At 56.8% G+C, this 18,569-nt stretch carries 16 protein-coding genes; 6 read left to right on the top strand and 10 right to left on the bottom strand.

From position 1 onward, the window contains the following. Positions 1-513 precede the first annotated feature (513 nt). From GSR16_RS11930 to GSR16_RS11910, 5 genes are all read right to left on the bottom strand, one after another. Positions 514-3,468 carry a CHAT domain-containing protein gene (locus GSR16_RS11930; protein WP_159877645.1) on the bottom strand — a complete coding sequence of 985 codons (2,955 nt, stop codon included), beginning with the start codon at positions 3,466-3,468 and terminating at the stop codon, positions 514-516. Between the two features lie 12 nt (positions 3,469-3,480). Further along, complete coding sequence (locus GSR16_RS11925; RefSeq protein ID WP_159877643.1) at positions 3,481-3,951, bottom strand: hypothetical protein; 471 nt, start codon at positions 3,949-3,951, stop codon at positions 3,481-3,483. 37 nt (positions 3,952-3,988) lie between these two features. Then, positions 3,989-5,536, bottom strand: coding sequence for a caspase family protein (locus GSR16_RS11920; protein WP_159877641.1), 1,548 nt, complete (start codon positions 5,534-5,536; stop codon positions 3,989-3,991). Between the two features lie 11 nt (positions 5,537-5,547). Continuing rightward, entirely contained in the window at positions 5,548-6,159 is a 612-nt protein-coding gene (locus GSR16_RS21065; RefSeq protein WP_240902472.1) for an OmpA family protein, read from the bottom strand. A gap of 377 nt (positions 6,160-6,536) precedes the next feature. Beyond that, positions 6,537-7,649 (bottom strand): RHS repeat domain-containing protein, encoded by a 1,113-nt coding sequence (locus GSR16_RS11910; protein ID WP_159877639.1) that lies wholly within the window; start codon positions 7,647-7,649, stop codon positions 6,537-6,539. A 242-nt stretch (positions 7,650-7,891) separates the two neighbouring features. Between GSR16_RS11910 and GSR16_RS11905 the strand changes: the two genes are divergently transcribed. The 6 genes from GSR16_RS11905 to GSR16_RS11880 all read left to right on the top strand — a co-directional run bounded on the left by GSR16_RS11905 (position 7,892) and on the right by GSR16_RS11880 (position 12,137). Then, positions 7,892-8,143, top strand: a complete 252-nt coding sequence (locus GSR16_RS11905) for a hypothetical protein (RefSeq protein ID WP_159877637.1) — start codon at positions 7,892-7,894, stop codon at positions 8,141-8,143. Positions 8,144-8,742: 599 nt separating this feature from the next. Beyond that, positions 8,743-9,180: a hypothetical protein gene (locus GSR16_RS11900; RefSeq protein WP_159877635.1), complete on the top strand. Its 438-nt coding sequence runs from the start codon at positions 8,743-8,745 to the stop codon at positions 9,178-9,180. A 10-nt stretch (positions 9,181-9,190) separates the two neighbouring features. After that, positions 9,191-9,772: a hypothetical protein gene (locus GSR16_RS11895; RefSeq protein WP_159877633.1), complete on the top strand. Its 582-nt coding sequence runs from the start codon at positions 9,191-9,193 to the stop codon at positions 9,770-9,772. 64 nt (positions 9,773-9,836) lie between these two features. Continuing rightward, a complete protein-coding gene (locus GSR16_RS11890) occupies positions 9,837-10,655 on the top strand; it encodes a hypothetical protein (RefSeq protein ID WP_159877631.1) in 819 nt (272 codons plus the stop codon). A 53-nt stretch (positions 10,656-10,708) separates the two neighbouring features. Then, on the top strand, positions 10,709-11,413 hold the full coding sequence (locus GSR16_RS11885; RefSeq protein ID WP_159877629.1) for a C39 family peptidase: 705 nt from the start codon (positions 10,709-10,711) through the stop codon (positions 11,411-11,413). Between the two features lie 52 nt (positions 11,414-11,465). Then, the gene (locus GSR16_RS11880) at positions 11,466-12,137 is read left to right on the top strand and encodes a hypothetical protein (protein WP_159877627.1); all 672 of its coding nucleotides are present in this window, start codon (positions 11,466-11,468) and stop codon (positions 12,135-12,137) included. 64 nt (positions 12,138-12,201) lie between these two features. On the opposite strand, the gene GSR16_RS11875 is transcribed toward GSR16_RS11880, so the two are convergent. The 5 genes from GSR16_RS11875 to GSR16_RS11850 form a co-directional block, all read right to left on the bottom strand. Continuing rightward, positions 12,202-13,536: a sigma-54 dependent transcriptional regulator gene (locus GSR16_RS11875; protein ID WP_159877625.1), complete on the bottom strand. Its 1,335-nt coding sequence runs from the start codon at positions 13,534-13,536 to the stop codon at positions 12,202-12,204. Positions 13,537-13,547: 11 nt separating this feature from the next. Then, the gene (locus tag GSR16_RS11870) at positions 13,548-14,591 is read right to left on the bottom strand and encodes a porin (RefSeq protein WP_240902471.1); all 1,044 of its coding nucleotides are present in this window, start codon (positions 14,589-14,591) and stop codon (positions 13,548-13,550) included. A gap of 703 nt (positions 14,592-15,294) precedes the next feature. Further along, positions 15,295-15,975 carry a hypothetical protein gene (locus GSR16_RS11865; RefSeq protein ID WP_159877621.1) on the bottom strand — a complete coding sequence of 227 codons (681 nt, stop codon included), beginning with the start codon at positions 15,973-15,975 and terminating at the stop codon, positions 15,295-15,297. A gap of 219 nt (positions 15,976-16,194) precedes the next feature. After that, a complete protein-coding gene (locus GSR16_RS11855) occupies positions 16,195-17,304 on the bottom strand; it encodes a polyamine ABC transporter substrate-binding protein (protein WP_159877619.1) in 1,110 nt (369 codons plus the stop codon). Positions 17,305-17,318: 14 nt separating this feature from the next. Further along, positions 17,319-18,563: an NAD(P)/FAD-dependent oxidoreductase gene (locus tag GSR16_RS11850; protein ID WP_159877617.1), complete on the bottom strand. Its 1,245-nt coding sequence runs from the start codon at positions 18,561-18,563 to the stop codon at positions 17,319-17,321. Between the last annotated feature and the right edge of the window lie 6 nt (positions 18,564-18,569).

The raw sequence follows: 18,569 nt of genomic DNA, 5'->3' as shown, positions 1-18,569 counted from the left end.
CAAACGAATACCAACGCCTTATGAAGAATCGGCCACATTTCGTTACGGGAGCCGCTTATGTCCAAGGTTAAACGTCCGCTTACCAAAGAACCGACCGTCGCCTTTGGGTCGAAAGTAAGCGTCTTTCAAATCTGAAAGCTGATCTTGGGCTATGACACAAGGCAAATGGCCGATATGTGGCTTTGAACAGACGCTCAGGGTCGATGGGGTGACAGACCGCTTTGGCCGAACTGCCGCCTACCAGGCTTCTCCACCCGCTGTTGGTCGGCCAAAGTCATGCGTGCCATAGAGACCTATTGATGCCTTCATCTCTGTAAACGGCATTATTTCACGGTCTACCAGAATCGAGACCGACCATGCCTGATCTGAAAAAGAAAAAAGCCAACCGTCTCCGGTTGGCTTTTTTCTTGTCGTTATCTGGTCGAAACTGGGTCAAGCTCCAGCAAGCTGCACCCTGCATGATCTAGGAAGAATCTCTGCTCGGCCGAAACAGTCTTCACCAACACGTATCTATCATTCACCCACATACACGAACGGTGCCCAGAAGAAGGGATGTGCACGCGAGACCTGTTGTCCGGCATTACCATAGCGGCTTTGCTTGATCTCGCGCCGTGCCGCATCGATGGCCGCCGTGGCGCTGCTGCCTGCTTTCAGGCGGCTGAAAGTTGCCACCATCAGTTCTTGTGTGGCCTGGCTTTCCACACTCCAGTGACTGACCAGCAAGCCCTGCGCACCAGCATACATAAAGGCGCGGGCCAGCCCGGCAAAGCCTTCGCCGCTATGCGCTGCATCATGCTCGCCGGCGGTATTGCAGGCGGAGAGCACTACCAGCTCTGCATTCAGATTCAGTTTCTCCACCACCTCGTGCATGGTCAGCAGTCCATCTTCGCCATGCAGGTTGCCGGACAGCGACAGCAGCAGTGCCGGCTCCGGATGTAGATGGCTGTTGTCGCTACCCTCGTCCGACAGCGACTCCTTGAGCATGACGAACTCGCCGCCCAGCAGGCCGTGGGTGGCGAAGTGCAGGTAGCGGGTGGTGCTGAGGTCCAGATGCTTCAGCGTGTATTCCTGCGCATCTTCCTCCAGGTATAGGGTGTTGTTGCCACCCAGGATACGGTCGATGCCACGGGCCTCCTGCGCGGTTTCCGGCAGGCGCGGAATATTCAGCTGGCTGGCCTTGGGCTTGCCATAGTTGCGGGTCAGGCTTTGCCCCAGCAGGCTGGAGAAAAAGCCCGACTCTTGCTGCGCCGTCGCATCGAACAGCGGGTCGGCAAAGGACACCAGCTCATGCCTGTAGGCAATGCGCGGGCGACGGTATTCACGCATCGACACCAGTGAGGACAGGCTGGGTAAATAAGCCAGCTGGTAGCGGTCGCCCAGATAATGCAGGCCGGCATACTCGCCCAGCAGCGGCTGTTGCTGGCGGGCTTGGGCAAACTGTTGCTGGTCGGTGTCATCCCAGCGGGTGATCAGCATTTCCAGTGGCAAGGTGTGCAGCGGGCCATCGCCCACCGACAGCAGGCGGCTGTCCGGCTTGAGCCAGGGTTCCAGTGGCTGGAACAGCTGCTGATAGGCGCGGTACAGCAGGGCCGGGTCCAGTTGCTGCAGGCTGGTCATGGCGTCGCCGGCGGCCTCCTCCGGTGCGCGTAGTGCGGTAACCAGCTCGGCCACCTGTTTTTTCCCCACAGGCAGTCGCACCATGTGAAAACTATCGGTGGTGGTGACAAAGGCCAGGGTTTCCTTGTCGAGCAGGAAATAAGTCAGCAGGCTTTCGCCGGGACGCAGGATGTTTTTTTGCAGGCGCTGCACGTCTACCGCTTTGGGTTCGGCCAGGTCCATGAAACGGGGAAACTGCTGCCACAGCTGCTGGTTGACGCCTTGCAGCGCCTGGCGAGCCTGACGGATATCGGTATCGATACGCTGCCGGCTGGCCTGTACCCGCTCCTGCACCAGCTTGTCCCTGCCGGCCTCGTCGCCATCACCGGCGGCAGTGCGGCCATCATCCGGGTTTTCATTAAAGGCGCCGGAGTTGGTGCGCTCGCGGCGCAACTCGGCCAGACGGGTCTGCAGCTCTTGCTGCTGCCGGCGCAGCGCACGGAAGCTGCTGTTTTCGTTCAGGCGGCTGACATCGGCCTGCTTGAGCAGCTCGCTGAACAGGCGGCTCTGGGTGCGCGACACCACGGCCAGTATCTGCCGGTCATAGCCGGCACCGGGTTGCTGCTGGTGCAGACGCAATAGCAGCTGGATGGTTTCCAGATAGTTGACATGAAAGCGCGAGATAAAGCCTTCCCGTACACCATCGTCAAGCCCGCGGGTCTGGGCAAACTGCTTGTCCACGGCATCCAGCGTCTGCTGGTAGATGGCCAGCGCCTCTTCCAGCCGGCCGTGGCGGGCTAGGAGTCGCCCGTACAGCAGGCCGGCGTGGCTGAAACTGTTCAGCGCATTCAACTGCTCCAACTGAGCGACGGCGGGCCGGTATAGTGCTTCTGCCTCGGCGTCCTGTCCGCTCTTCTCCAGCACCACAGCCAGATCGATGCCGCTCTGCGCGGTAAGCGGATGCAGCGGGCCCAGCACCTGGCCCGCCAGCTGATTAGCCTGACGCAGTACGCTGACGGCTTCTTCGTAGCGCTTTTGCTGCAGATACAGCATGCCCTGGGCGTTGAGGATCTGGATGCTGGTGGCTGATTCCTTGGCCCCCGGCAGCTGACGATAGTGCTCCAGCGCCTGCTGGTAGAATTTTTCCGCCCCGGCCAGCTTGCCCAGGCCAGCCTGGCATAGGCCATGCAGGTAGAGGCTGCTGGCGCGTACTTTGGCCACGGTAACCGGGCCGGAACCGTTATCGTCTGGGTCTGTGGGCTCGGCCACCACCTTGAGCGCATCGGCCTGTTGCAGCATCTCCTCCGCCTGCTTGTCCTGATGCAGCTGGTGCAACACCGCGGCTTGCAGATTAAAGAGCTCCACCATGGAGATGCGATCCGGCGCAAACACCAGCTGGCGGCGCATACCCTCGCTGATGAAAGCCTGTGCTTCCTGATAGCGCGCCTGGCGCATCATCAGCTTGGCCAGACCCTTGAGCACGCCGATGGCCTGGCGATTATTGCTGCCATGCTTGCTTTCCACCAGCGGCAGGGCCTGACGCAGCACCACTTCGGCCTCCACCCATTTACCGCGCATCACCAGCGTGCCACCAAGATTGCGGTAGCCATCGCCCAGATGGTCGGTTCCCAGACTCATGGCCACGCGGGAACGGGCGGTGGCTTCGGCATTCGGGTAGTCCTCCTGCATCATGTACTGAGTCCACTGCCGCCCCATTTCCGACACCTGCCGCCCCAGCCCGTTGCCGGCAAAAACCGGGCTGGCCAGCAGCAGGGCCAGTATGGCAAGCCGGTGATGCAGCCAGTGTCCATAGGTGGGAGACAGGAAATTCAACAGGGCGGCAACACGGCCAGGACGATGGCAAGCAGGCATGCAGGGGCTCGATCAGGGTTTTCTGGTGAGGATAACGCGGTTGATGACGGCATTGCCGCCGGCATCCTTGTAGTAATACACCTTGGCGTTGTAACGCTTGGCCTGGGCGTTTACCAGGGCTTCCCGGGCCTCGCCCACCATGGAGTACATGATGGGTAGCAGGGCAAACAGCGCCCGCTGGTTCAGTTGGGCCGGTTCGGGAATTTCCTGCAGCTCCATCAGGCCATTCTCGCCGATCAGCGACAGCCAGCGATCTAGCCGGGGGGAGATATTGGTCAGGGTAATCTGACCGGACATGGTGATTTCCAGCTTGTCCGGCTGCTTGCTCAGCTCGTTGTACAGCCGGCCGTCAAATAGCTTGGAATCGATGAACATCAGGCTCTGGCTGGCCGGCTGTGCCTGTGGGGCAGTAGTCGGCACCGGGAGGTTTTCTGCATGGCTCAGACTGGCAGCCAGCAACAGCAGGGGGGCAAGGCGTTTCATGCACGTTTCTCCATGGAAGGGCTTGGGGGGGGGCGGGCTAGTCCACTTCCTGCAGTTGCAGCAAGGAGGAAGCAAAGGCATCCGAACAGCGCTTGCTGACCTGCAGATTGCGCAGTGGGGTGGCGCTGCTGCATTCGGCCATACCGGTATTGGCCGAGCTGGCCATTACCTGTTGCAACAGGGATCGGCCCTGCCGGTCGAGCAGGGTCTGCACAAAGGGGCCGGCCGCTTCGGTCTTCAGCTGTTTGAGCTGGCGCGGGGAGTCGGTCACCATCACCAGCAGGCTGTCACGCCCGGCCGGTCCGCCGGCATCCACCTGCCATGTCTTGCGCGGCAATTGCACGGTGTGACCGGCCTTGATCCGGTTGTCGCCATCCAGCTTGTTGGGATACAGCAGGTAGAGGCTCTTGCCATCCGAACCGGCCAGCGCAATGTAGAGATAGCCATCCTGCGGCGCAGTCACATTCAGTTCCAGCTTGTCCCGGCCAATCTTCAGTTGCTGGCGGCCTGCGGTAACCTGCAGTTCTCGACTGCCATCGCGCTGGGCATGAATCTGCTCCAGGATTTCCGCCGGACTGGCCTGATGCACGGCAGCCGGCGGTACTGGTGCCGGGCTGTTTTGGGCTGCGGGAGGCGTGGCCGGCACCGGTGTCACGAAGGCGCTCTTTATCCAGGCCGGAACAAACTCCTTGTTACCGCCTACCGTCATGTGCTGACCCAGCACCCCGGGCTGGTTGGCCAGATTTTCGTCCAGCTTGCCCTGGGCGCAGCGGGTGATTTCATCCACGGTAATCGCACCGCTACCATCCAGATCCCGCGCTTCGCCCTGCAGGCAATCACGCCAGGCAGTGGTGGCCAGCCCGCCATGCTGGGCATTGTCGAAGGACACTTCGTCCGGTTTGCTGGCCGCGATATGCACGATGTTCTGCGGCAGGCCGCCCTGCTCTTTCAGCGCGGTGCTGAGCGAGCGGGTCTTGAAATTGCTGGGGCTGAAACAGCTGCCCGGTGCGGTTTCCGAGGTGAACTTGGGGGTATACAGGGTATTGTTGATGGTCAGCGCCCGCGTTTTCATCGGATTAGCTACCACGCCGCCGGAAAAGCAGGAGTCGTAGAACACCATCATCTTGTCGGTCTTGCGCGCCAATGGCTCCAGCAGCTTGCCCATTTCACGGTTGCTCAGTACATCCCCATCCGTTGCTACCAGACCCTCGGTACACATGCCCTCGGCACTGCTCGATTCATGCCAACGGGTACCATGGCCTGAGTAATAGACAAACAGCCGATCGCCGCCATGCAGCCGCTGGTTTAATTGGGCAATCGCCTGGCGGATGTGCTCGGCAGTCGCCTGCTCATCACGCAGGTAGCTGATGTTTTCGTCCGGAATACCCATGCTGGCGGCCATCTGGTGCGCACTGCCCATATCATGCTGCACCCCCTTGAGCGATGGAATGGCGGCATTGCTGTAATGACCAATGCCGATGATCAGAGCATAGCGGTTATTGGCGGTGGCAGGCGCATCGGCAGCCGGAGCAATGCCTGAAGCGCACAGCGTGGCCAGCGCGACGGATAGCAGGATTTTTTTCATGTCGGCAGCTTTCAGGGATTGGACTGATCGATATTGACGATGCGGACGCGGCGATTTTCTGCGGCAAATGGGTCTGCCTTGTTGGCGGGTTCTTCCGACCCCTTGCCGACTGCACGCAGTTGCTGGGCGGCAACACCACGGGTAATCAGTAACTTGCGCACGGCGTCGGCACGCTGTTGCGACAGCTTGCGGTTATAGGCTGGCAGGCCCTTGGCATCGGTATGCCCCTCGATCAGAAAATGGAAGTCGCGCAGCTCGCTGGACTGCAGCGCCGATGCCAGCCGAGCCAGCGCCTGCTGGCTGCCGCTGCTGATCTGTACCGAATTGGGATCAAACTGGATGGCCAACGACAGGCTGGGGGCACTTTCCGTCTGCGCTGGTGCGGCGATGACTGGTGCGACCGCAGGCGGTGCCGGCGGCTTGCCCGCCACAGGCTGGGCGGGTGGCAGGCTGATGCTGGCTGCCGGGACCTCGGCTGTCGGCTCGGCTGCCGGCTTGGCCGGGCTCACCTGCAGATTGCGCAGGCTGCGGGTTTTCAGTGGCTTGAGTGATTCGATCATGGATTGGGTATCCGGCACGTCTTCTGCGCGTGCCACGCCATGACAAGCAAATGAAAATGCCATTACACCCCATGCCAAACAGTGCATGCTCTTGTTCTTGTACATCGCGGTTCCCTGCCATTTTCAACTTTGATTTCAATCACGGCGGGCCTGTCCGACCCGAAGACACTCCGGCAGCTCCCGACAGCCACGCTGCATCCCGTTTTCATGATATCAAACTAGCTAAAAAAAGCTGAATGTGTTGGCCAGCCTAAATAAGAAACAGGCCTTATTAGAGTGAGTCCGAAATTCTGTGGAAACCGGCCGCAGCCTGAGATGCAGCGGAATGACTATCTACCACGCCCCAAAAGAGTGAGTGGCGGGTCGGCCGGAGCTGCCTTAGAGGCGGAAGACTGGCCCGCGTCAGGGGCTAGGGAAGCAAGCAGCTGCGGCCGTCGGTTTTAGTGCAGGCGGTAGTCGGTTTCCTGTGTCTGATCGCCATCGGTCAGCTTTACATGAGTTACCGCGATGCTGGAGTTGGCCGGGTCCGTTCTGTATTCGAAGGTGGCAACCGGACGATTGCGTGGGGCCGATAACGTAACCCGGTTCTTGTCGTCGTATGTCATCCGGCTTCTGGTGTTATCGATATAGATGATGGCCGTCATGTTGTCGTGTCCGTCGTATTCGAAGCCAAAGGCGTTGCCATTTGGATTGGCCTCGTGAACCAGCCGTCCTTTTGCGTCGTACTGGAACTGGGTGATTCCACCTTTCTCCTTATCCTCAACGGAGGTCACCCAGCCGGTGGCGGGGTCCTTCGTGATCGCCAGTGTGCCGCCGGCTTGGCTGTCCACGCGAGTGCATACGCCGTCAAGGGTGTAGATCTCACGGGCGATGGCGCAGCCATCCGGATAGCTGCGCACCAGATGATCTCCCTGGCGTATGATACGGCCCTGTTCATGGCAGGTATCGCCCTGGAAAGCATTCGTGGCAACAAACACTGCACCGTCGGGTATCACCGACTCCATTGATGGGTAGGCCGGGTCGCGTAAAGAGCTCTCACTGAAAGGCTTTAGTTCACCGCGTTTCACCATCTCCTTGTAAGCGTCTGTCTTGATGATTTCCCTGCGCTTGGCTACCTGATCAAATCGGTATGCGTATTCCGACTCGAAGTCTATGAGCCGTTTCTTCATTTCCATGCTGCTCTTGCTGCCTGGTGCACCCGGCTGCACGACATATTTTGTGGTTGCGCCAACGCCTTTCTCCCTTAGGCTCAAAGCGAGATCACCATTCCCGGTAAGCGTGATCCGGCTGTCCATTGCCGTAGCCCAACCCAGCCCATATACGCTCTGATAGGTGGAGAAGGAGTTGTAGACGCGTTTAAAGGGCTCGCCAGCGGGATCATCCGCATCCCGCAAAGTGCTGAAAGTGGTTGAGTAGTTGCCATTGCGCACATTCACGCCGTTGACGACGTAGAAGCTACCCTCGGGTACATCAATCACATTTGGTGCCTCGGCCAGCGCGGTGCCGAGAAGGGTGAGGGACAGGCAGCCAAGAAGAAGAGAAGGTCTGAGCATGGTTGGAGTCATCCGGGTGGCAGTTGAATAATTGGAACGGGCAGCGCCGCAATGGATGCGAGCAATACAGTGAATGCCCCTTGGAAGGCAGCAGTGCTCATTATGGACTTGATCTGGTGAGATGGCCGAGCAACCGTTAGCCACCCCGCATTTTTTTGGTACCCCGGTGACACTTGCGCGGTTCCTTTACAGAGTGAGGCACCAGCATCGCGACACAGTGTTGGTGCGGGGGGAGTATTCGCATGAATTCCACCAGTAATTCTTACTTCAAAACCAGCATGCCTTCGCACCTGAAGGCCATCACCATCACGCATTTCAAATTGCACCGCATTCGCGTGGGAATGCTGCCACTCAGTTTTGAATCACCGCCTGTTATCTTTGCTGTGCTCTCTTCGGCCATAGCTGGCTTTAGACAGGTTGGTGGGAAACGGCAGATTTACACAGAACTCCAGACACACATCATTGATGTGATGGGAGCACCTGGCACAGTGTGAACATCAAAGCGCTAACCATCCACGGACGTGGGCTAACTCCAACTCCAACTCCAGCGTGCAGGAAGCGGTGGAGGCCACTGATTAATCGATAGCGATCACAGCAAGCGTGCTGGGACGGTCGAATTGCTACCAGCTACAAATAACCAGCTCCGCGCTGGCCTTCCCCTTATCTTGGTTGACGCTGTACTGGATGGCGACCTGATCGTCAACAGCGTACAGAAACTGCCGAGCGGCATGCTGGTGGTCATGAGCACCAACTCGGATTAGCAGCCAATAACACCACAACTATCACACCGGACACTCCTGTCAGGGCGTGCGCCTACACCACTAACAAGGCTTTGCAGCGTTGAAACAATAAGTGGGTGAGAGACTTGTACTTTTAGCCAACAAATATAGGCCAAACCACTCTTTCATCTTCAGGATTGGGGGTCTGTTCAGGGTGTGTAGGGCATACCCGCTGATTTCTGTTTCAGTTCTGACACAAGTGCCACAAGCCGTTTGTATAGAAAAATCAAAACTCCCTTACGTCATAGTGACTTAGCCAGGTTGGCACGCTTCATGCCCTTGTTGCTCATTGCTCAACCAAACTGGAGCCAATGATGAAGGCGCAAATCCATCACTTGATCCTGCTTTTTCTAGCAGGTCTGGGCCTGCCGGCGCTAGCCCATGCCGCAGGTGATGGTGACATCATCATCGGCAGGGAGGTGCCGAGCCGGAGTGCCATCCGCCATGGTGACCCCAGTCCTGATGTCAGTGTGGCTCACGCTTCGCAGGCTGATGTGATTGTCGACACAACCCAACAAGTAGTCGTCATGAGCGGTCAATCGGACGACATGCTACTGGGTACCATGCGTGGCAGTGTGATCGGCCCTGCTGGACAGTTGCAGGGTTTGCCAGTCGCAACGCTGACGGCAGTTCCGCTTGTAGGTGCCGGCACCATCGGTGCGGCAAGCGGCAGTGGTGGGGGTATTGCCGGAGCGGGAATCAGCCAGCAGTTGCAATCCGGATTGCAACCCTTGAGCGGCCTGGCTCATTAGGAGAGGGACTATGCGCATTATGCAATTGTTGTGGCTCAGTAGCTGTGTGGGGCATGCCGTAGCGCACGCCGAGCAGGCTGTTATTGACAACAGTGGGCAGTCAGATCATGGCGTACTGGCACTAAATCAGGCCGCAGGCAGTGCCAATCAACAAGGCAATCTGCAGGCCGTGGCCGTATCGACTTCGGCGAGCCATGCCAACGTGTTCCTGCCCCAGCAACAGTCGGCCAGTACGACAGCCGCCATGACGGATGCCCACGCCAGTATTACAGGGGCAGCCTTTTCCGGCAGCCAGGGTCTGATGGCTATCAACCAGACTGCCGGCAATGCCAATCAGTCACTGAATACTTTCAGCCTGGCGGCATCGCCACGGCCACAAGTCACGACGCTGCCATCGGTAGCGGCAGACAGCCTGCTGACCGATACCGCAGGTAGTAGTCCGGCAGTGGCTGCCTCTAGCAGTAGCCATGCCCAGACTGATATTTCTGCAGCAGCTTTCCAGGGAAGCCGGGGGCTGGTGCAGCTTAACCAGATTGCTGGTAGCCACAACCAGGCTGTCAATGTAGTGGCCGTGCAATGGGCCAACCCGTGAGCAGTTCCGGTCGTCACCAATACCGTGATGACCGGCATTCAAGTAAATCGCCAGGAGAATAATCATGACCGCAATGCTGCAGAAAAAAGTGCTTTTCCTCGCTCTTGTTGGTGTGTGTGGCGTAGCTTATGCCGGAGGGTCTGACACTCCCAACGACCCGTCGTCTTCCACAACGAGCAAGATCAGTAACAATCTGTCGAACACGTATAGCAATACCAATATCAATCTGACAGGCACGGCCTATCTGGAAGGCATTGCCGTGTATGAAGTATTCGACCCTAAAGCCGATGCCATGGCCTCGGCTCGGGTGGATGATGTACAGAAAAATCTGGGCAACAAGCTGAATGTTACTGATCCGACCAATGCTACGGTGAGCGGCAGCGTGACCAACATTCAAGGCAATGCCGGCGTGAACAACGCTTCGGGCTTCTTCAACCAGCAGGCCAACAATGTTTCCATTGCTTCGGTTTCCGGCAAGAAGAGTGGAGCCGCCGCTGCCGTTTCCTTCGAGCAGTTGAACGATGGCAACAGCTATACCTTTGCCCAGCCGCTGTATGGCACCTCCAACAATATGGATGCCACTGTGACCAATTCGGTGAATGGCATTCAGGGTAATGCCGGGGTTAACAATACCGCCGGGGCTGGCAACCAGCAAAAGAACGATGTGGCACTGTCATCAGCCAGTTCCGCAGTACTGGCAACTGCTTCTGCTGGTGGTACCCAAGTCAATCAGGGCATTTCTGTGACGACCTTCTTCCCACTTAACGTCACAGCCAGCATCACTGGTTCCGTGAACAACATTACTGGCAATGTCGGACTGAACAATGCAGCCGGCTTGTCTAACCAGCAGGTTAACAGCTTGTCGGTTGCTGCAACCCACTAAGTCAGGGAGAGACCGACAGCGCAGCTAGGTGACCGCGCTGTCGGTTTGTGACCATGAAACCACCCATCCGCTCGCTGTTATTGATCCTGCTATGCCTGTTCTGCTCCGGTGGCGAGGAGTTCGCCCAAGCGGCAGACATGCCGCTGCCTGCTTACACCGGCGAGGGCAATGTTTACAAACAGGTGCATAGCTTGCGTGAACTACGCTTCCGCTACGTTGTTGAACAAAAAACGGATTTCAGTTGCGGTGCAGCCGCGTTGACCACATTGCTGCGCTATGGTTTTGGTCGTGATGTCGATGAGCAACAAGTCATTGCCGGGATGATGACTGGAGCAAATCCCGATGTGGTACGGCAACAAGGTTTTTCCATGCTGGATATGAAGCACTACGTTAATGGTTTGGGCTTGCGTGCCAGTGGTTTTGTCAGTGGTGCCGAACGTTTGCCTGCTTTGCGTATTCCCACGCTGATCATGCTCGACATCAATGGCTATAAGCATTTTGTCGTTTTGAAAATGGCCACCCGTGACACTGTCTATGTTGCTGATCCGGCACTGGGTAATCGCGCTATTCCCATGCCTGAGTTCGCCCGGCAGTGGAATGGTGTATTGCTGGCGGTGGCCGGACCTGGCTACCGGCCGCAGGGGCCTTTACGCCAGTTTCCCAGCCCTTTGTCCGCACGGCGGCTGATGGTCAACATGCAGCCGGTGTCCCCGGCTGAGTTGGTGGAATACGGCTTTCTCTACAGTGATTTCTTATAGTCTCTGCTGCCAGCCAGTGCATGGCCGGAACAGAGATGGCAGGGAGCAGAGCATGCATGCTTTGACTAAAGTACTACCGGCAATGCTGGTGCTTGGCTTCAGCTTGCCGGCAAAATCCATGCTGGCCTATGTTGACGACAGCGTACTGGACAGCATGCGTGGGCGGTATGTGGATACCGGGCAGATTGTGCGCTTTGGAGTGCAGATGCTGAGTACCTGGCAGAATGCCGCTGGCTTGGTGCAGGGGGCCGGTGTCCAGCTCAGTGCCCAGGCAGGTGCCGTACCGGTCATTAATCGCTACACGCTTAACGGTCCCAGTACGACAAGTAATGCTGTTAGCAGCATACCGACGGGGCTGGCTTCAGTGCAGGGGACTGTTCAGATCAATCAGCAAGCAGGTAATGGCAATCTGTCCCGCAACATCACCAGTGTCGACATTAATGATGGTGCGCCCCCGGTCAGCATGCCGGCTGGATGGCAGGCCAGCGGGCAGGATAGTGCAGTCACGAACGGACAGCTGGGGGTGAGCATCAATATGGGCAGTGCCGGGCAGATGGGTCAAACGCTGGGGCAGGGGCAGTTGATGCAGTTTTCCCAGATTACAGGTAACGGTGTTGTCACCAACAACAGCCTGCATATCCAACTGGTGCTACAGCCTCAGGCAGGGTTGATCAGTTTCATCATGCCAAGCCGAGTCATGATGGTCGGCATAGGGCAGCACTAAACATCAGCCATCACTCGGCAATGCAGTTCCAAGCGGGCTCCGTCGTGCTGTTGCAACTTCCCGGCTAGCCGATGATTTGTATCGAATATTTCTTCAATAGTCGATATAAGGTAGCCCGCGAGATCCCCAGCATGCGCGCAGCCTTGCTATTGTTATGGCCATGCAACTCCAGTGCCATTTCCACCGCCTCACGCTCGGCTTTGTCCCGGACAGCTTCCAGACCATTATGTAGCGGGGTAATCATATTGCTGCCCAGCCCCATGTCTTGTGGCCGGATGACCCGCCCGCTGGCCATGGCCAACCCCTGGCTGATGCGGTTGGACATCTCTCGGATGTTGCCGGGCCAGTCATGTTGCCACATGATGGCCATTGCCTCGTACGACAGCCGTTTGTGTGGCAAACCCAGACGCTGGGCATTCTGGAATAGCAGGTGCTTGGCCAGTAGGGGAATATCAGAACGCCGCTCGCGCAATGGCGGTAGGTGTAGCTGGCAGACGCACAGGCGGTAATACAGGTCCTGACGGAAACGACCATTGCTGATAGCGGTGGGCAGGTCAACGTGGGTTGCCGACAATACACGGGTGTCGATGCTGCGGCTGCGATTGTCGCCCAGCCGGTCTATGGTTCCTTCCTGCAGGAAGCGCAGCAGGTTCACCTGTGCTTCAATGGCCATGTCTCCGATTTCATCCAGAAACAGGGTGCCATTATGGGCAGCCTCAATGCGACCGATACGACTGGATGAAGCACCGGTAAATGCACCGCGTTCGTGACCAAACAATTCCGATTGCACCAAGTTGACCGGCAGGCCTCCACAGTTGACTGCCTGGAAAGGACCATCGGCCCGGTCGGAGCACTGATGTAACAGCTGAGCCACTAGTTCCTTGCCGCAACCGGACTCCCCGGTGATGACGACAGTGACATTCACTCGCGCCAGATGTCGGATTTCCTGACGCAAACGCCGTATGCAGGCATGCTCGCCAATCAGTTTTTTTTGCTCCTCCGGCATTTCCTCCTGCTGCAGATGTCGTCGTAGCATGGTCTTGCCATGTAGCCGTCCTAGCGTGACCGCCAACCTGGCACTCTCAACTGGCAAACAATGGTAGTCATAGCAGCTGTCATTGATAAAGCTGCGCACGGCTGTATGCTCCAGTTGCTGGCGTTCGGTCAGCAGCACCCACTCCAGATCAAGGTGTCCGCCAAGCTGCTGCAAGGCATCTGCCTTGCGCAGCAGCTTGTTGTCTAGCAAGAGCAGGCCCGCGCTGAATGGCCCAGCCTGCTGAGGTTTGTGCTGCTGCACGTCGTGGATGTGAATGATCTTCCAGTGCTGCTGGTGCAAGTCCTGCAGCACTGGAAGTAATGCATCCGACCCAAGCGCCAGCAGCGTTTTGCTCGCTTGCATTACCGACTCCATCAGAATCTGTAGGGGAATTTCACCGAAAATGCATAATTCGGGCTGTCCGGTGTCATGCCCAGCGACAGGTTGGGAATGATGGAGAGTCGTTTGCTGTAGGCATATGTCAGGCCCAGATTCAGGTTGGCGGCATTGGCGCTGCTCCCCACCACATCGGTCCAACTACTTCCCTGCTGGCGTACTCGGGCCTGACCCACCATCTGCTGTGAGTAGGACAGACCAAGGCTGAGCTTGTCGTTCAGTGCAAAAGCGATACCGGCACCCCAGCTCCAGCTGTCTCCCAAACGTACATCGCCCGGCTGAGTCACTCCGACCGTGGGGCTGATATCACTGAAATGACCATCCAGATAGTGGGTGTAGCTGAGGCTGGCGAACAGCACGGCAGGATCTACCGTCTTGACGAAAGACAGGCCGGTTGTGATACCCCAAACGCCATTTCCGGTAGGCAGGCGGTCCGGCATGGAGAGATTGTTATTACCAGCCGACTGAACCAGCTTGATACCATAAGGGTTGCGCCCAGTCGGTGTCTTGATGCGCAAACTCCACACTACATCTGGCCAATCGGCATCCTCCTCCACCAGCTTGTAACCTAGGCCAAAGCTGACATCGCCCAGTGTCGGTCCCTGCCGTACCGACCCCTGCGAAACACTGTTGGCGGCACCGCCGGCACCGCCGGAAAAGTAGGTGGCATCACGCGCCACGAAGGGGATGTCGACGTCCAGTTGCCAGCGCGGGCTGGGCGAATAGCGAGTAGTCAGGCCCAGGGTGACGCTGTCGCTGACTACCTTGTCCAGATTGATATTGCCCAGAAAAATCGAATCCAGTGCCAGAAAACCGTTCAGCACCAGCTCACGGGTGTCGTAGTGGGTGTAGGTGAAGCTGGGCTCGATTGAGAACTTGCCGGCGGCAAAACCACTGGCTTCCTGATAGATGTCTTCCACACTCTTGGGAACTTCGCTCACCACCGGTAGGGCCGGGCTATTGCTGTCAGACATGGCACCGTGACTTGCTGCCGCGTCAGCACCAACGCTCTTGCTGCTCATTACGGCGTTACTACTACGGGACGCAGCTGTATTTTGGCCATCATGTTGGGTCTTCATTCCGGCTAATTGCTGCTCCAATTGGCGTATGCGCTGTTCCTGCTGCTGGTTGGTCTGCGCAAGATCACTAATCTGTTGTTGCAGGCCTGCGAGGCTAATCTCAGCCCGGGCCTGCAAAGGAAAAGACAAAGACAGCGCTGCCAGGAGCAGGCTGTTGCGTGCGGAGTACAGAGTAATCAGCGGCATAGTTGTTTCCTTGGAATACAGGTATGGCTGGCCCACCTGCATCCTCGGCACATGCAGAACGCCGACTGCTGCAAAAAGACTTCCCCACTACCTCATTGATAAAGTAATGATGTCCCCCAATTTTGATATTTAGTAATGATTTAAACAGTACTTTGTGTTTGTTATTTATTGTAGTCAGCACCAAAGACAAAACAAGCCACACTTGGATTGTTATTGACTGAATCGCCTCTGCTTTCGTAGCCACTTTTCCCTGTTCTCTACGGCGGAGTAGCTATGGATGAGTCGGCTAGCTGTCAGTTGCACGCCGCAGTGGATTGCTTGGAAAGGTGGCAATACATCATCGACCGCAGTACTTGTCATCGCTTACCGAGAAAGTGGCTGGAATGGAAAGCGGCATATTCTGGGCAGCACTCCACCCCGCAAACAAGGGAAGTAGCGCCTGGGCTGACAGTCGTCGGCTTCATGCATTCAGCAATTGATGCAGTACATAAGGCAATACCCCGCCATGCAGGCAGTAGTCGACTTCGGTCGGCGTATCAACACGTAATTGCAAGCTACAGACCCGGTGGCGACCATCAGGGTAGTCGATATGCAGTTGCACCGGCTGTGCAGGGGTCAGCTGATCCTCCAGCCCTTCAAGCGTGAATAATTCACGGCCAGTCAGACCGAGGGAGCTGATGCTGTCGTCTTCCCGAAATTGCAGTGGCAACACGCCCATGCCAACCAGATTGGCGCGGTGAATGCGTTCGAAGCTTTCGGCAATGACAGCACGTACTCCCAGCAGGGCGGTGCCTTTGGCTGCCCAGTCACGGCTTGATCCGCTGCCGTATTCCTTGCCGGCAATCACCAGCAGTGGCACGCCTTCTGTCTGATAGCGTTGGGCCACGTCGTAAATGAAACCTTGTATGCCATCAGGCTGATGCAGGGTATAGCCACCGGTGATCGGCCTGCCGTCTGCATCTGGGGGTAACATCAGGTTGAGAATCCGGATATTGGCAAAGGTGCCGCGCACCATGACTTCGTGGTTGCCCCGACGCGATCCGTAGCTGTTGAACAAGCGGGGCGTGATACCCAGTTGTTGCAGATACCGCCTGCCGGCACACGTGATCAAGCAGGCGTTCGAGCGTTCGCTACCGTTCATGCATCTGTTGCTGCGTTACACCCAGGCGCTGATTACCCAGATGTCGCAGACAGCGGTATGCAACAGGCATCACTCACTGGATCAGCAGCTATGTCGCTGGCTATGGCTGATTACTCCCATGCATATAAAAATTGGCTGCCCCCGAAAAGGAGTGCAGCCATGGAGCAACGAGCCGTTCAAGAAGGTCTTAATGTGTCCTTTTTCTGGGCCACATGATTTTCATTTATTGACCTTCAACTGCGACCACAGTCGATTCTGCAGCTGCATGATGGCCTCCGGCAGTGGCTTGATCAGTGCCATGTGTTTGAGCTCAGACTCAGGCGGATAAAGAATGGGATCTGCAAGCAAGGCCGGGTTCACATATTTACGGGCTTCCTTGTTGGCTGTCGGGTAGAAGATTTCATTGGTGATGGCTGCATTCACCTTGGGGTCTTCAATATAGTTTATCCACTTCATTGCCAATGCTGGGTTCTTGGCACTCTTGGGAACTGCCATCACGTCAAAGGCTAGCAAGCCGCCTTCCTTGGCATTGGAAAAACCAACCGTGTACGGTCTTTTGGCTTCACGGGCGCGTTTGCTGGCAATGTAGACGTCACCGGAAAAGCCCATGGCGACGCAGACATCCCCGTTTGCCAGGTCGTTGATATAGCCGGAGGTATTGAACTGGGTGATGTAGGGACGAACCTGCTTCAGCAAGGCATAGGCATCTTCATAGTCCTTGGGGTTGGCACTGTTCGGATTGCGGTGCATGTATTGTAAGGCTGCTGCAAATACATTCACGGGTTCATCCACGACGGACAATCCACATTTCCCTACCTTTGCGGCCAGTTTCGGATTAAACAGCACCTCCCACGAATCGACTTTGGAGCCATTCCCCAAGGCCTGAGCTGCCTTCTGGCTGTTATAACCGATGCCGATCGTGACATAGGCCCAAGGCACACCATACTGATTGCCAGGATCAGCCCCTTCAATCAGCTTCATCAAAGTGGGATCAAGGTGTTTCAGGTTGTCGATCTTGCTCTTGTCCAGCTTCTGGTAGATGCCGGCTTTGATTTGCCGTGCCATGAAATTGGTGGTGGGCACCACCAGGTCGTAGCCAGAGTTGCCAACTAGTAGCTTGGCTTCCAGGGTGGAGTTACTGTCGTAGTTGTCGTAACGAACTTTTACGCCTTGCTGCCTTTCGAAATTGGGTACGGTATCTTTGGCGATGTAATCGGACCAGTTATACACGTTCAGCGTTTCAGCAGTTGCCGGTGCACTTTGCAGTGCGATGACCAGCAGACCGGAAGTCGCCATCATCGTGCTTGCCTGTTTCAACCATTTCTCCATGCTGTATCTCCTTGTTAGATTTCACTGCTTGATTTGAAGCGCTCGTAGCCAATTTTCAAACTGGCACCGATATCGAGGAATGGACGGGGTGGCAGCCAGCCGGGTTCGCCATGCTTCACGGCATAGCGCAGCAGATCGCTAGATACTCCAGAGGCATACTCGGCCAGCAGCTTGCCCCACAGCGTGCCGCGCGCAATACCGGAACCATTGCAGCCAGATACGGCAAACATCTGGTTTCCCCATTGCTTAAACAGGGGGTTTCCGGTGCGTGTACCGCTCAGGTGGCCAGACCAGGTGTAAGCGATATCCTGCTTAACCAACCAGGGAAAGCGCCGCTGCAGACCCGCCAGATGCATGTTCTGTCTGGCTTGCAATTCTGTGGCAGACACATCGCGGCACCGGTATTCCAGCGTGTTGCGAATCATGAGCCGCCGATCCTGTGTCAACCTGACGGTGGCTCCGGTCAGGGCGGCGGATAAAATGCCCCATGGCTGGGGAGCATCCATGGCGTTGAGCTCCTGCTGACTGAGGGGGCGGGTTAGCGAGGCGGTCAGCTCCAGTGGCAAGATATGAGCTGATTTGACACCCGCACGCCCTGGATAGGCACCGGCACAGACAATGACGCGATCCGTAGTGATGCAATGGCCATTGCCACGTACCTCCAGGGCATTGCCAGCTGCGGGGCGGATGGCATGAACATTGACCTGTTCGTACACTTCCACATTGGGAGGTAGCCCAGCAATCAGACCCTGAACGTATTTGGCAGGCTGAATTAATGCATTGCCGCCTGCACAGTGGACGGCTATCTTGTAAAAGTCGGTCCCCAGCCGGGCTGCGAGTGCATCTCCTTCCTGCAGCGAGACCTGGGCTCCCGCCGCTTTGAGCGTGGCCAGCAACTGCGCTGGATCTGACATCTTGCTGCTGTCACTCACGCCAATGAAGTAACCGGACTGATCAAAATCACAATCGATATCAAATTGCTTTACATACTGGGCAACCAGTTGACTGGCTGCAGTGCCAAATTGTGTTTCCTGGCGATATCGATCAAATCCGGCTTGATTAATATATTCGCCATCACCAGGCTTCTCATGGCAAACAACAAAACCAGAATTACGGGATGATGCACCTTGTCCCAGCCTGTTTTTTTCTACAAGCACAATACGCTGCGATGGATTGATCCTTGCCAAATTGATGGCGCAGGAGATTCCGGCAAGACCAGCACCCACAATGAGAAAATCTGTTTTAATATCTTTTCCCAACGTAGG

It is taken from the genome of Aquitalea denitrificans (genome assembly GCF_009856625.1).
Taxonomy (GTDB): domain Bacteria; phylum Pseudomonadota; class Gammaproteobacteria; order Burkholderiales; family Chromobacteriaceae; genus Aquitalea; species Aquitalea denitrificans.
Note: the sequence above shows the minus strand (reverse complement) of the source record. Positions and strands in the feature narration are given on the sequence as shown.